The organism is Pantoea sp. ACRSC (genome assembly GCF_022346785.1).
Lineage (GTDB): Bacteria > Pseudomonadota > Gammaproteobacteria > Enterobacterales > Enterobacteriaceae > Pantoea > Pantoea alvi.
In genome coordinates this window covers 166,941-181,584 of record NZ_JAKRNN010000001.1, presented here as the reverse complement: position 1 = coordinate 181,584, position 14,644 = coordinate 166,941, and the positions used below count along the sequence as shown (strand labels likewise).

General features: G+C 57.8%; 12 protein-coding genes. 7 read left to right on the top strand and 5 right to left on the bottom strand.

What is annotated here, in order from left to right; all coding sequences use genetic code 11:
* Positions 1 to 2 precede the first annotated feature (2 nt).
* From MHZ97_RS00875 to MHZ97_RS00865, 3 genes are all read right to left on the bottom strand, one after another.
* The gene (locus MHZ97_RS00875) at positions 3 to 866 is read right to left on the bottom strand and encodes a triphosphoribosyl-dephospho-CoA synthase (protein WP_239312898.1); all 864 of its coding nucleotides are present in this window, start codon (positions 864 to 866) and stop codon (positions 3 to 5) included.
* Entirely contained in the window at positions 866 to 2,521 is a 1,656-nt protein-coding gene (mdcA, locus tag MHZ97_RS00870; protein ID WP_103795031.1) for a malonate decarboxylase subunit alpha, read from the bottom strand. The genes MHZ97_RS00875 and mdcA overlap by 1 nt, the downstream gene beginning before the upstream one ends.
* Before the next feature lie 291 nt (positions 2,522 to 2,812).
* On the bottom strand, positions 2,813 to 3,721 hold the full coding sequence (locus MHZ97_RS00865; RefSeq protein WP_239312900.1) for a LysR family transcriptional regulator: 909 nt from the start codon (positions 3,719 to 3,721) through the stop codon (positions 2,813 to 2,815).
* A 136-nt stretch (positions 3,722 to 3,857) separates the two neighbouring features.
* Here MHZ97_RS00865 and MHZ97_RS00860 point away from each other — a divergent pair, with 136 nt between their 5' ends.
* From MHZ97_RS00860 to MHZ97_RS00830, 7 genes are all read left to right on the top strand, one after another.
* Positions 3,858 to 4,424 (top strand): non-oxidative hydroxyarylic acid decarboxylases subunit B, encoded by a 567-nt coding sequence (locus MHZ97_RS00860; protein WP_103795033.1) that lies wholly within the window; start codon positions 3,858 to 3,860, stop codon positions 4,422 to 4,424.
* A gap of 38 nt (positions 4,425 to 4,462) precedes the next feature.
* On the top strand, positions 4,463 to 5,971 hold the full coding sequence (locus tag MHZ97_RS00855) for a UbiD family decarboxylase (protein WP_239312902.1): 1,509 nt from the start codon (positions 4,463 to 4,465) through the stop codon (positions 5,969 to 5,971).
* Between the two features lie 464 nt (positions 5,972 to 6,435).
* Complete coding sequence (locus MHZ97_RS00850; protein WP_103795034.1) at positions 6,436 to 6,672, top strand: DUF2171 domain-containing protein; 237 nt, start codon at positions 6,436 to 6,438, stop codon at positions 6,670 to 6,672.
* Between the two features lie 420 nt (positions 6,673 to 7,092).
* Positions 7,093 to 7,785 carry an RraA family protein gene (locus tag MHZ97_RS00845; RefSeq protein WP_103795035.1) on the top strand — a complete coding sequence of 231 codons (693 nt, stop codon included), beginning with the start codon at positions 7,093 to 7,095 and terminating at the stop codon, positions 7,783 to 7,785.
* The gene (locus tag MHZ97_RS00840) at positions 7,785 to 8,735 is read left to right on the top strand and encodes a hydroxyacid dehydrogenase (protein ID WP_239312904.1); all 951 of its coding nucleotides are present in this window, start codon (positions 7,785 to 7,787) and stop codon (positions 8,733 to 8,735) included. The genes MHZ97_RS00845 and MHZ97_RS00840 overlap by 1 nt, the downstream gene beginning before the upstream one ends.
* Positions 8,732 to 9,667, top strand: coding sequence for an SMP-30/gluconolactonase/LRE family protein (locus MHZ97_RS00835; protein ID WP_239312907.1), 936 nt, complete (start codon positions 8,732 to 8,734; stop codon positions 9,665 to 9,667). Before MHZ97_RS00840 ends, MHZ97_RS00835 begins: the two co-directional genes overlap by 4 nt.
* 34 nt (positions 9,668 to 9,701) lie before the next feature.
* Complete coding sequence (locus tag MHZ97_RS00830) at positions 9,702 to 11,057, top strand: MFS transporter (RefSeq protein ID WP_239312910.1); 1,356 nt, start codon at positions 9,702 to 9,704, stop codon at positions 11,055 to 11,057.
* 79 nt (positions 11,058 to 11,136) lie between these two features.
* Here MHZ97_RS00830 and MHZ97_RS00825 read toward each other — a convergent pair whose 3' ends face one another.
* Both MHZ97_RS00825 and MHZ97_RS00820 read right to left on the bottom strand, forming a co-directional pair.
* The gene (locus MHZ97_RS00825) at positions 11,137 to 12,111 is read right to left on the bottom strand and encodes a fimbrial protein (RefSeq protein ID WP_239312913.1); all 975 of its coding nucleotides are present in this window, start codon (positions 12,109 to 12,111) and stop codon (positions 11,137 to 11,139) included.
* A gap of 75 nt (positions 12,112 to 12,186) precedes the next feature.
* Positions 12,187 to 14,550 carry a fimbria/pilus outer membrane usher protein gene (locus MHZ97_RS00820; protein ID WP_239312915.1) on the bottom strand — a complete coding sequence of 788 codons (2,364 nt, stop codon included), beginning with the start codon at positions 14,548 to 14,550 and terminating at the stop codon, positions 12,187 to 12,189.
* Positions 14,551 to 14,644 lie beyond the last annotated feature (94 nt).

The following is a 14,644-nucleotide window of genomic DNA, read 5'->3' as shown; positions in this document are numbered from 1 at the left end:
CTCTAAAGAAAAGAGTGATGGGCAGTAACGGCTACCCTGTCAATGAACAGCGTGGCGGCCAGCAGATCGGCGGCACCGCCCGGCGAGGCGTTCAGCGCCAGCATTCCGGCGTCGAGGCGTGCCAGCGCCTGCTGGCCCTGCGCCGTCATGCAGCCTCCGGCCAGCAGCACCGCGCGGGCGCCCGCCTGCATCGTCTGCAGGCCTTCAAGGCCGGCGCGGGAGAGCACGCAGGTGTCGCTCAGCGAGGTCATGATCGCCATCAGCGCGTCCAGTCGGGCTTCGCTTTCGCTCGCACCCGCCGCGCGGCTGCGCAGCAGCTGTGGCAGCGCCAGCCTGACGACGTGAGGAAAGCCCTGCTGCGCCTCTTCCCGCGCCCCGGGCACGCGATAGCGATGCGTCGCCTTTAGCCCTTTGCTGAACAGCTTCGGCGCGGCGCGGTCAGGCAGGCAGGCGAGCGACGCCGCAGTACGAGCAAGGTGCGCCGGGTCGGCGCTGCCGCCGTTCATCGCCGCGGCGCTGACCAGCAGGCCCAGCGCCCAGATCGCGCCCCGATGGGTGTTGACCCCGCCGGTGGCCGCCATCATCTGCCGCTCCCCTTCCCGCCCGAGGCGGCCAACCGCTTCGCGCAGGGCGATATCCGCCGGACGCTGCCAGCACTGACGCGCCAGCTGCAGAAAGGTCGGCTGCAGGCTGCGGGCCGAGCGCTCCATTAGCGCCAGCGTTAAATCGTGATGCGCGCCGTTGCCGCGGCTGTCCACCAGACCCGGTTTCGGACTGAGTCGCGCCTCATCGATCAAACAGTCGCGCGCGATGGCGGCCAGCTGGCTGACCTGCGCCTCGGCTTGAGTCTGTGACAGGAGTTTCATTACCAGCTCCGGAATTTTGCCGGTGGGTTGTAGAGCCCGCCTGACCATTCAACCAGGTCCGCGACGCTGCCTGCGGCAAGCAGTGAGCGCGTCGCCTCTGAGCGGCGGATGCCCATATCTTCCGGATAGACGACCTTGCCGCTTTTACGCAGCGCGGCCACGCGCGCAGCGTCAACGCCCAGACCGATATCGGTGATGCCCGCTACCGCCGCCACCATAGCGCGGCGCTCTTCAAGGCTGTCGGCGCGGTAGAGATAGGCGATGCCCTCTTCGGTCAGCACGTGGGTCACGTCGTCGCCGTAAATCATCACCGGCGCCAGCGGCATACCGGACGATTTGGCCACCTCAACGGCGTCAAGCTGCTCAACGAAGGTCGGCTTCGCGCCCGCCTGGAAAGTTTCCACCATCTGCACCACCAGTTTTTTACCGCGCTGCATCGGGTCTGGCTCGGTGATCATATTGAGCCAGGCAGGGGTTGCATGGCGGCGGCCGTGCGGATCGTGGCCCATATTAGGCGCGCCGCCGAAGCCGGAGAGGCGTCCGCGCGTAACGGTTGAGGAGTTTGCCAGTCCATCCACCTGTAGCGTGGCGCCGATAAACATATCGACCGCGTACTGACCCGCTAACTGGCAGAAGGCGCGGTTCGAGCGCATTGAGCCATCAGAACCGGTAAAGAAGATATCGGGACGGGCGCGGATATACTCTTCCATCCCCAGCTCGCCGCCGAAGCAGTGCACGCTCTCTACCCAGCCGCTCTCAATGGCCGGGATTAGCGTCGGATGGGGATTCAGCGTCCAGTGTTTACAGATTTTGCCCTTTAGCCCGAGCTGTTCGCCGTAGGTGGGCAGCAGCAGCTCAATCGCCGCGGTGTTAAAGCCGATACCGTGGTTAAGCGACTGCACCTGATGTTCGGCGTAGATGCCTTTAATCGCCATCATCGCCATCAGGATATGCTCCTGTTTGATCAGGCGCGGATCGCGGGTAAAGAGCGGTTCGATAAAGAATGGCTTGTCAGCCACCACAATGTAATCGACCCAGGAGGCGGGTATATCGACGCGCGGCAGGTCGCTCTCGTCATCCACCAGTTCGTTAACCTGTGCGATAACGATACCGTCGCGGAAGGCGGCGGCCTCTACCAGCGCCGGGGTATCTTCGGTGCTGGGGCCGGTGTAGAGATTGCCTTTACGGTCAGCTTTATAGCCGGCAATCAGCGCCACGTTGGGGCTAAGGTCGACATAGAGTCGGGAGTAGAGTTCGATATAGGTGTGAATGGCCCCAATTTCCAGCTGGCCATCCTGCAAAAGCTGAGAAATACGTAAGCTCTGTGGGCCGGAAAAGGAGAAATCGAGTTTACGGGCGATGCCCTTTTCAAAAATATCGAGGTGTTCACTGCGGCCCACGCTGGGCATAATCATATGCAGGTCATGTATTTTTGCTGGATCAACATTTGCCAGCGTACGCGATAAAAAGTCTGCCTGCTTCTGGTTATTTCCTTCGAGGACAACGCGGTCGCCTGGCGCTATTAAACGCTCCAGTGCTTCAACCGCTCTTTCAGTCGGGATCACTTTACCGTCTACAGGAAAGGAGGCCAGACGACGCGCTTTTTCACTGCGGCGTGTGTTCCATTCCCGAACCGGCGCTTGACCAGTGTGCATTATAACCTCCTGATTCAGATAAGCATTCTTTCGTTTATGCTGAGGTAAGTCTGCGCTTTCTGTGCAAGTGGTTCAATTAAGGCAAGCGGACAATCGTTAGTCTTAGAGTAATGATTAAGGATGTGCAGGTTGAGATAAACGAAGCATGAGAATTGAGTGTAGACCTCATCCTGAACAGGAAAAGGTCAGAAGAGAATATTTCTTCAGTATGAAAATAATATTACCGTCCGCGCGCTGGCTATTATCCGCCGGGAAAGTTTCCCGGCCAGGATAATGCGTGGATTATGCAGGTTATTTTATCTCGTCAGAGAGCCCCATAAATAAAGAGCGGGTATTTTTAATAAAGTGTTGCATATCGTAAGTTTGTCTTCCCGCTTTCCAGCAAAGATAGAGCGACGTCGTAATATCGGTACCGGTAATATCCAGAGCGGCCACGTCCTGGCGCAGAAAGTTGCGCTGTGAGGAGGGAATACAGGTGATCCCGATGCCCATCGCCGCCAGGTTAATGGCGGTATTGACATCCCGCGCCCGCACAATTTTCACCGGCACCAGATCCGCCTCGGTAAAGAGACGCAGCATGGTGCCGCCCAGCCCGATCCCCTCGGGATCCTGCTGCAGGATCAGCGTCTCGTTCGCCAGATCCTGCAGGGCGATCGCCCCGTCGCCTGCGCGTGGATGATTATCTGGCACCACCACGCTTAGCGCCGACTGGTGAATTTCACAGCGGGCGATACAGCGAAAATCGGGAATCGGCCCGCGCAGGATGCCGACATCCAGCTCTCCGCTCTGTAACAGAGCAATCTGCTGATTGACGTTATATTCCGCTGGCTCCAGCCGCGTCTGGGGAAACTGGCTGCGAAAGCTACGCAGCGCGCTGACCAGCAGCGGCTCCAGCACCGCGGTGCCCACATAGCCGAGCCGCAGCACGCCCTGGCTACCGGCGGCCACCTCTTTGACGGTCGCGCGTAAATTTTCCAGCCGCTGCACCGTGCGCTCGGCTTCATCAAGCAGCAGCTGCCCCTGCTGGGTCAGGCTGACCTGACGCTTGTTACGCTCAAAGAGTTTCACCCCCCAATTCTGCTCCAGCGACTGAATATGCTGGCTCAGCGCAGGCTGTGTCAGGCTGACCTCGGCCGCCGCGCGGGCAAAGTGGAGCGTGCGCGCCAGGGTAATAAAAGATCGCAGCTTGGCATAGTCCATAATCTACCTGATAACGAATGCTTATTAATAAACCGATAATACCAATTAGATCGTTATCAGTCTCGCCATTATCCTCTTCTCTGTCAGGCATCCTGCCCCGCCGGGCAAGCAAGCTTTCACAGAGTCAGGAGGTTTCATGAGAATTATTGTCGGTATCACCGGCGCAACGGGCGCGCCGCTCGCCGTCACGCTGCTGCGCAAACTGGCTGAAATCCCCCATGTTGAGACGCATCTTATCGTCTCCCGCTGGGGCAAAACGACAATTGAGCATGAAACCGGTTTGCACCTTAACGAGGTTAAAGCGCTGGCGGATGTCTGTCACAGCTCGGGCGATCAGGCCGCAACCCTCTCCTCTGGCTCTTTTGTCACCGACGGCATGATCATTATTCCCTGTAGCATGAAAACCCTCGCCGGGATCCGCAGCGGCTATGCCGAAGGGTTGATTGGCCGTGCAGCCGATGTCGTGCTGAAAGAGCAGCGCAAGCTGGTGCTGGTGGCGCGCGAAACGCCGCTCAACACCATTCACCTGGAAAACATGCTCGCGCTGTCGCGCATGGGCGTCAGCATTATTCCTCCGGTTCCCGCCTGGTATAACCATCCCAAAACGCTGGCGGATGTTGAGAACCATATTGCCGGTCGTGTACTCGACCAGTTCGGACTGGATACCCCGCAGTCAACCCGCTGGCAGGGCCTTACCCGCTAACCCTTTGGCTGCGCTTTACTTTTCTTAAGGAGAGAACGATGACAGATAAATCGCTTCAGGCGACGGACGGCAAAAGTTTCGACCTCCGTGCCGCTATTGACATCTTAAAGCAGTATGACGGTGAATATATCGAAACCAGCGAGCCGGTCGATCCCGCCGCCGAACTTTCTGGCGTCTATCGCTATATCGGCGCTGGTGGCACGGTGATGCGCCCCACCCGCACCGGCCCTGCGATGGTATTTAACAAAGTAAAAGGCTATGACGATTTCCGCGTTCTGATCGGCCTGCTCGCTTCACGTCAGCGCGTGGCGCGTCTGCTGGGGGTGCCGAAAGAGAACCTGGCGCAGCTGCTGCGCGAATCGGTGCATCACGCCATTGCGCCGGTGGTGATTGCTAACGAACAAGCTGCCTGTCAGGAGGTGGTGCATCTGGCCACGGACGAGGGATTTGATATTCGTACCCTGCTGCCCGCGCCGACCAATACCCCTGAAGACGCTGGCCCCTACTTCACGCTGGGCATGTGCTACGCGGCGGATCCAGAAACGGGAGAGCATGATGTAACTATTCACCGCCTCTGCGTCCAGGGCAAAGATGAAATCTCAATGTATTTTGTGCCGGGGCGTCACCTCGATCAGTTCCGTATCAAAGCGGAGCAGGCGGGCAAAGCGCTGCCGATCACCATCAGCATCGGCGTCGATCCGGCGATTGAGATTGGGGCCTGTTTTGAGCCGCCGACAACGCCGCTGGGCTTTGATGAGCTGGCTATCGCTGGCGGGCTGCGGGGACGCGCCGTCGAGCTGGTTCGGGGCGTTGCGGTTGACGCGCGCGCCATCGCCAACGCGGAGATCGTGATCGAAGGCGAGCTGATCCCCAACTATCGCGTGCAGGAAGATCAGCACACCCACAGCGGCAAAGCGATGCCGGAGTTCCCTGGCTATACCGGCGAAGCGCAGGCGGCCGTACCGGTTATCAAGGTGAAAGCCGTTACCCATCGTAAAAACCCGATTCTGCAAACCTGCATCGGCCCAAGCGACGAGCATACCAACCTGGCCGGTATTCCGACCGAGGCGAGCATTCTCGATATGGTGGAGCGCGCGCTGCCGGGCCTGGTGAAAAACGTCCACTGCCCGTCGCCGGGCACCGGCAAATATATGGCGGTGCTGCAGATCAACAAACGCAGCGCGCAGGATGAGGGGCGTCAGCGTCAGGCCGCTCTGCTGGCTTTCTCCGCCTTCTCCGAGCTTAAGCACGTTTTCCTGGTGGATGACGACGTCGATATTTTCGATTTAAGCGATGTGATTTGGGCAATGACCACCCGCTATCAGGCCGATGTGGATACGGTGTTTATTCCCGGCGTGCGCTGCCATCCGCTTGACCCGTCGCAGGATCCGGCGTTCAGCCCCTCAATCCGGGGGCACGGTATCACCTGCAAAACCATTTATGACTGCACCGTGCCTTACGATCTGAAGGCTAACTTCCAGCGTTCGCAGTTTATGGAAGTGGATGTCGATCGTTTTGTGCCGGGCTTTATGGATGGTCTGAAATAACGCCCCGCGGTCGTTGCGCAGCGTGACCCGTCAGGCAACGACCCCAGCTCTTTTATGCGCTGCCGAACAGGCCTGCAGTGGCTGTCCGGCAGCGGCGTCTGATTAACCCGGCATCACTTAAGCTGACTTTCCTCTCTCTTCACCGGCTCTGCTTCTGTGCCGTGCGTTTAACAAGCACCCGAAAGCGTAGACGGCCGCCCTCTTTTCCCCCTTTTTCGCCTGAAATCAGCGCCAGCTATTTGTTGCCATCCATAGCAGAACGCGGCGCGGGCTGGCGCGCCCGGCGTAGATTTTAAAGCGCCTGATGGCGCTGCAATCCAGCGTATTCCTCTGCCGTAATGGCTATGAAAGATATTTCATTTTGTTACTGACTTGACCGAAGCGGGGTTTAGTGACCAGGCTTAAAGCGTCTTGCAACAGAACGCGCAAGGCATTTCAAAAACCTTAACCAGGATGGAGGCAATATGGTAAGCAAATCAGAAATCTTAGATCACGCTCAGGTTGTAGACGTTAACGGCGAACATGTCGGTATCGTCGACCATTTTGAGGGCGAAGATAAAATTAAGCTGGCCAAAAGCGATCCTGAAGCTGGCGGCAAACACCACATCATCCCGTTAAGCTGGGTGAAAGAGGTCGATGACAACAAGGTTATCCTCTCTAAATCGAAAACCGATGTGGAAAGTGAATGGCAGTCTGCCTGATTTTCCGCGCCGCGGCCTGCGCCGCGGCGTCTGTTTTCCCGCATCTCAACCCCACCGTTTCCAGCCCCTCTTTTTTTATCCGCCGTTAACGCATCTGTTGCTGTCTACGCAATCAGCCTGCGCGGGACGCCCGCTGTGCCGCAGTCTGAACAATGGGGCGGAAAGGCGCGACTTGTCTTACTGTCCGGCTTCAGAGTCGGCGGGATGACAGAGAGCAGCTGATGCTCTGCATAGAGCCATACGCCATTGCGAACTCCCCCTTCTGGCGGCTATCGGACATTAACTGAGCAAATTGTGATTCACATCTTATTTACATCACAAATAAAATCTTAACAGTAGCGGGGCACAAATTAACATCGCTATAGTAGTTTTATATTGTACAACCTTGTTGTACAAAGTAAAACAAAGCGAGGATCCTCTATGCCAAACGCAGACAACACCTTTATCAAACGCGATATCACTCGCGTTTCGCCAGAGCTGGTTAAACAGGCCGCGGAATTTCAGGCCGCTATCCTGGCGGATGTCGCGGGCCGTCGCGGCACGCTGCACGGTCGCGTTAAGCCGCTTGCCGCCACAATGAAAGTGGCAGGCCCCGCCATCACCGTTGAGGTTCGCCCCGGTGACAACCTGGCGATCCACGCGGCGCTGGCTATCGCTCAGCCTGGCGATGTGATTGTGGTGGATGGCAAAGGCGATATCAGCTGCGCGCTGATTGGCGAAATTATGTCGACCCAGGCCCACGCCTCCGGTATTGCCGGCATCATCATCGATGGTGCGGTGCGCGATGCGGATGCGCTGCGCGAAAATGGCTTTCCGGTTTTCTCGGCGGGTCTGAACCCCTGCGGCCCGACAAAGTCTATTGCCGGCCGCGTTAATTATCCGACTTCGGTTGCCGGTGCGTCGATAGAGCCGGGTGACCTGATTATTGGCGATGCCGACGGTGTGGTGGTGTTACCGCGCGAGGCCGTCCCTGCCCTGCTTGACCTGGCGCAGAAAAAGCTGGATGCCGAGAATAAACGTATTGCAGGCATTCGTGATGGCGATATTCGCGCGCCCTGGCTGGAAAAAGCGCTGCGTAATGCCGGTATGCTGGCTGACGGGGAGGCGCTGTAATGGCTCACTCTAAACCGGTTATTCTGATCACCGGCAGCGATATTGCGCCAGAGGCGCTGGCGCTGCTGACCAACTTTGAGCTGGTCTTTGCGGGCAGGCAGCCGAACGAAGATGACTTATGCCAGCTGTGTGAGCAGCACGATCCCGTTGCCTTTATCGTGCGCTACGGCAAGATCACGGCGCGCATTATGGATGCGGCCCCGAATCTGCGGGTGATCTCCAAGCACGGCAGCGGCATCGACGTGATCGATCAGAAAGCGGCGGCGGAACGGCACATCAGCGTTCAGTCAGCGCCGGGGGCAAATGCCGCGGCGGTGGCCGAACACGCCTGGACCATGATTCTGGCCTGCGCAAAATCGGTGCTGCCGCTGGATCGCCGTATGCGCGAGGGACACTGGGATAAGTCCACCCACAAGTCGGTAGAGCTGGAAGGCAGAACGCTGGGTCTGGTTGGGCTGGGCGCCATCGGCGCACGGGTGGCCCGTATCGGCAATGCGTTCGGCATGAAGGTGTTGGCTTACGACCCCTTCGCCAAAACCTTTCCCGACGGCTGCCAGTCCGTCTCGCTGGAGACGCTGCTGCAAAGCGCGGATGTGATCTCTCTGCACTGCCCGCTGACCGACGACACGCGCCATATGATCAACCGCGACACCCTGGCCCTGTGCAAAAAAGGGGCGATACTGGTCAACACCGCCCGCGGCGGCCTGATTAACGATGAGGATCTGCTGCGCGCGCTTAACGATGGCACCCTGAGCTGGGCAGCGCTCGACAGCTTTACCGTTGAACCCTTAACGGCTCCCCATATCTGGCAGGCGGTCGGGAACGTTATCCTGTCACCGCACATTGGCGGCGTAAGCGATAACTCGTTCGTCAAAATGGGCACGGCTGCGGCCAGTAACGTCCTGAAAGTGCTGGCAGAGCCGCTGAAAAGCGAAGGTGCGCTGCCATGATGTTCCTGTCCCCGCCAGAGATACGCACCACGACGCTGTTTACGCGTCTGCCTGATACGTTCCGCCAGCCAGACCCCGGCAATGCCTGGGCGCAGGCCAACCGGGGCGGCCAGCCGGTCGACTCGTTTCTGGAGGGACCGGTATGGCATCCATCAGGATGCCTTTACCTGACCGACATCCCTTACGGCCGCATTTTTAAAGTGGATATGCAGGGCAACTGGGAGCTGATCGTACAGTACGACGGTGAGCCGAACGGCATGAAACTGATTTCGGCGGATACGCTGCTTATCACCGATTACCGCCACGGTTTAATGAAGCTGTCGCTGAACGATCGCAGCGTGACGCCCTGGCTAGCCCGACGCAACAGCGAAAGCTTTCGCGGCGTCAACGATCTGACGCCAGACAGCCAGGGGAATCTCTATTTCACCGACCAGGGGCAGACCGGACTGCACGATCCCACCGGCCGCGTCTACCGCCTGTCGCCGCAGGGAAAGCTGGATTTGCTGCTCGATAACTGCCCCAGCCCGAACGGGCTGGTGTTATCGCCAGATGAAAAAGTCCTCTATGTGGCGATGACGCGCGGCAACGCCATCTGGCGCTGTCCGCTACAGCCAGACGGTTCCGTCAGTAAAGTGGGTCTGTTCTTTACCTCCTGGGGCCCCAGCGGGCCTGACGGGCTGGCGATCAATGCCGATGGCGAGCTGCTGATTGCCAATCCAGGGCTGGGACGCGTCTGGCATTTAAATGAGCTGGCTGAGCCGGTAGAGATCCTCACCAGCCCGCTGGGCCGGTCGACCACTAATCTCTGCTACGGCGGTGATGATTTACGCCAGCTGTACATCACCGAATCCGTTTCAGGCTCGATACTGACCTGCTCAATGGCCACGCCCGGCAAGCCTGTTCCCGTCCCGTCCCTCGTTCCTGCCAGATAAAAAGGTGTGCGCGCCACGCGCACAGGAGATCGCTATGGCCCTGCTTACCTCAACTGAAGAGAATAACAGGACTTCATTGCCGGGCGCGCCCGGCGTGCAGAGTCCCCTCAACGAGCACGATTTTACCCTCAGCGAAACGGCGGCAAGAAAAGCCTTCAGACGCATGCTGCCGTTTATTTTTATTTGCTATGTCGTCAGCTACCTGGACAGAACCAACGTGAGCTTTGCCGCGCTGGGGATGAACAGTGATTTAGGGATCACCGCCGAACAGTTCGGTTTTGGTGCCGGAATGTTCTTTATTGGCTACTTCCTGTTTGAAATTCCCAGCAACCTGATTATGCAAAAGGTGGGCGCGCGCGTCTGGATTGCGCGCATTATGATCTCATGGGGGCTGATCTCCATGCTCACCGCCTTTGTAACCGGCCCGACGAGCTTTGCCGCTGCGCGTTTCCTGCTGGGCGTGGCGGAAGCGGGCTTTACCCCAGGCATCTATCTGTTTTTCACCTACTGGTTCCCCGGCAGCTGGCGCGCCAGAATCACGGCGGCCTTTCTGGTGGGGATACCTGTCGCCAATATCATTGGCGCGCCGGTTTCAGGTGCGCTGATGCAAATCACCCATCACGAGCATATTCGCAACTGGCAGTGGCTGCTGCTGATTGAGGGCGCGCCGGCGGTGGTTTTAGGCATTGTCTGTCTGTTCTTCCTGAGCGATAAGCCAGCGAAAGCGAAATGGCTCAGCGATGCGGAAAAAAGCGTGCTGACCCGACGCCTGGAGTCGGAACAGCAAAAGATCGCCGCCTCCCACGGCTCGAGCCTGAAGGATGCGTTGAAAAATCCCCTGCTCTACCTGCTGGCCTTTATCAACTTTTGCGGCATTGTCGGCTCCATTGGGGTTGGCCTGTGGATGCCTCAGATCATTAAACAACTCGGCGTCAGCCATACGCAGACGGGCTTTCTGACCGCCGTGCCCTATCTGTGCGGCGCGGTAGCGATGCTGCTGTGGGCGCAGCGCGCCAACCGGGCAAAAAACCGCATCGTCTGGATTAGCGGGGCGCTATTTATCGCTGCGGTTGCCCTGGCCACCAGTGCGCTGGTGGATGAGCCGGTGCTGAAAATGATCGCCCTCTGCTTTACCGTCAGCGGCATCCTCTCTTTTCAGGCCTCGTTCTGGGCGCTGCCTTCCGGCTTTCTGACCGGCAGCGCGGCCGCAGGCGGGCTGGCGATGATCGTCTCCGTTGGTAACCTAGGCGGTTTCTTTGGGCCTTCGCTGATCGGCTATATCAAACAGATGACTGACGGGTTTATGTGGCCGCTGCTGGCGGTCTCTGCTGTGCTGCTGCTGGGCTCGCTGGCTGTCGCGCTGGTGAAAGATCCCTATCGTCATATCTGACCCTGCCCTGTCAGTGCAACCCGGTTGTACTGACAGCCCTGAGGCGTGCAGCGTGCGCCGGCACGGAAGCCGGTACCTGTTACTGGTAGGTCATAGTGAAGGAGGCCGTTGCGTTGACCGTGCCTGGCTGAAGCGCTGTTTCGGTTTGATAGTAGGCGGCACGAAACGGAATTTTCACGTTTTCCCCCTGCGTTGCCACGGTGCCGTAGTGAATAGCGGTGCCGAATTGCACGGGCGCATTGTTATAGAGTAACTGGATACCTACCCCTTTTGCCGTTGATTCACTGCTTAATCCCAGTACGCCATTGACCGCGTCGGCGAGGGGGGAGACGTTATCCAGCGTTACGTTAACGGAGGTCTGCGCGTCGCAGTTAAGCGAAAGATTAAAATCAACCGGATTTTGCGTGCTCCCCACCCCGCTGAATTTGGTGGCAAATGTATATCCCATATCGATATTTAAATGGGTATCCAGCACCTCACAGGCGACGGTGCGGGTATTCACCGCCGAGATAAAATATTTAAACAGCGAAGCCCGCTTAACACTGGGGCTCACCGGCGTGCTGTACTGCATAGCAATGGTGAGCGGGCCAACAATATCGGTTTTCGGCGTCATCGCCGTTTTAACCAGCTCGAACGTGTCATTGAAAGTGGCACCTGTTTGAGAAATACCTCGGTTCCACGTATTCAGATTAAGGCTGCCGTTGGTTACCGTACTGGTTGCGCCGGTGGTGCTGGAGTAGTTTTTCCACCTCAGGCCGATCCCCTCAACGTTGGTGTTGCGGACGCCCTCCAGCACCGAGGGGCCATTATCACTATTGGAGGGTGCCAGCTGAATGAGCCAGGATCCCTCCGCTGTCGTCTGGCCTTTCACATCGCATTTGACAGGATGACTAATTGTCACCGTGCCAAGCACCGCTCCCACCGGCTCGTCACGCTGAATAAGAATATTGTTATCGAAATTAACCGTCACATCGGATGCGCTACATAAGGCATAAGCCTGGGTCGACAGGAGACTGGTCGCAGCCAGGGCCAGAATGACAAAAAACCTGTTCATACCTGATTCCTTAATTATGCAAAAGTAGAGAAGGCGAGGCTCTGCGCACATTGCAGCGGGTTGCCGTTGTGTTATCTAACGGCAGGTTGCCGTTGCGTGTTGAATCACATCGGGACGGGGCGAAAAGGTGATTTTGGCCTGACAGGATGTTTGCCCCCAGCTGACGGAAATGGCATCGCTGCTATTCAGTCCGCTAAGAAAAACCTCGCCCTCGTTGCCCACGATGCTCATCAGGTCGCTATTTTTCACCCTGACCATCGCGCCAAAGGGCACAGGTTTATGATTGAAAAGCAGTTTCACCAGCGCGCGATAGCCGGTGGCGACCTTGTATGACGCGCGCACCACGGCACCGCGAGTCGGCACCACGGTGACTACCGATTCTGCAATATCGGTTTCAGTACCCAGCGAGCGGGTATCAATCCCGACGGCGTTTTCCTGATAGGCACTGACGTAGGGCACGACCGCGTATCCGCGCCAGTCGGTTTTTACCCCCGGATTGTTGCGAACCTTCAGGCCGGACGCGCCCGGCGCTTCGACCAGCGCCACGGTGTCGCCCAGTGGCTGTGAGAAAGTCACCCCATGCTTATGGGCGATAACGCCCCCCTGTAAGCCAAAGTTAAACTGGCGGTTATCGCGGCCAGCGTTATAGCCAGCGCTCAGGGTGCCATAACCCCCTTTATAGGTACCGCTCACCGAGCTTCGCGCTTCGCCGCCCGATGAGGCATAGCCCTGCTGAAGGGAGTAGCTCAGGTTGTTATCCGCCAGCGCCGTTCCGCTCAGCCCCACCTGATGCGTTTCCGGGCCATTTTTTTGCGCGTTTACGCTGTAGCTGACCCAGCTTTGCGGCAGCCATTTGCTAAGCGGCACCTGCATACTGAACGCGAGTATCTGATCTTTTTTTTCATAGCCCGGCGTTTCGCTGTAGGTGTAGCCCAGCGAATAGCTGATATCGCTAATGCTGGTATTGATACCGGTGCTGATGCTGCGCTCATATCCCGTGCGTCGCCAGTAGTCCTGCTGGTAGGCACTGATATAAAAACTGCCCCAGCTCGACAGCGACTGACTCAAATTAAGCTGGAGACGGCTACGTTTGTTGTAACGCTGCGAGGAGTAGTCGTTAACCTCCTGAAAGGTATAGAACCCCTGCGTTGAGTAACGGTAGCTGGCCAGCGTAACGGTGGTGTCGGTGGTGGTCACCGTTTTTGAGTACTGTAGTCGGTAGGATTGCCCCTGTTGCCGGGTGGTTTTCCCGTCCTGCAGCTTACTCTCCGCCAGCGTCGCATCCGCCGAGATCGAGCCCAGTTCGCCAAAGCTGACGCCAGCCCCGACGACGCCAGAAAGGTAGTTCTCTGCGCCAAGGGCGCCTGCGTAAAGCGTCAGGCGGCTGGAAACGCCATAGGCCAGCGTTCCCATGCCAAATGTGGGCGTTTGCGCACCCTTTTTACTGGTGCGGTATTCGCCGCCGCTCAGGGCATATTTAAGGCGCCCTTCGCGCAGCATCACGGGCACCGCTGAAAAGGGCTGAACGAAACGCTGCTCGCTGCCGTCCGCCTCCTTCACGGTCACCTCAAGGTCACCACTTGACGAGGTGGGATAGAGATCGCGGATCGCAAAGCTGCCCGGCGCAACGTAGGTTTGATAGACCGTATAGCCATTCTGCTTCACGGTGACCATGGCATTGGTGCGGGCAATACCCCGAATAATCGGTGCAAAACCGCGCATACTCTCCGGCAGCATAGTGTCGTCAGAATAGAACTGCATACCGCGAAACAGAAAGCTGTCAAAGATCTCGCCGGGTGTGCTGCTCTCCCCGACCTGGAACTGCCCTTTTAAAAACTGAATATCGCGGCTCAGCACGGTACTGACCGAGGAGACGTTATGCTTTCCGCCGCTTTTGATCGCGGTGCTGTAGTTACGCAGACGCCAGGGGCCCAGATTGACCCCGCTTTGCAGGTTCAGGTAGAACTGATCGTCGGTGCCGCCCTGTTTTGTCCAGTTGCGAGACCCATTGAAACTGTAATTTAACAACAGCGCGGAAATGCCCTGATCCCAGCGCGCAGGATCGACCTGGCCCCGCGCGTGGTTTTCCAGCGCAGACTGCGGAATAGAGATATCCAGCCGCTGCCTGTCAAAATCCAGGCTGGCCTTCGCATCTGGAATAAAATCACCCGGGTTGGTAATAATAGTGCTGTCGGGAAGCTCAGCTAGTTTAGAAAAGGCGCTTACGCGCACGCCCAGCTGCGCTAATATCGTTCTGTTCAGCTCAGGCGCCAGTCCCAGCCCGTTAATGGCGACGAAAGAGATATTGTCAGTACGAACATATTCATGGTTAAGCCATATTTGAACCCGATAGGTTCCAGGCAATTGCTCTCCCCGTTCAAAACGGCTTAAATCAATACTTTTTGCCGCGGCGCTCGTTTTTTCAAGCGCATCCGCCATAAAATAGAGTTCACCAGCCCTGGCTGGCGTGACAGCGGAAATAAACAACGCGATTGCTGACAAACGAACAACCCTATACGGCCGCGTGGCTGAG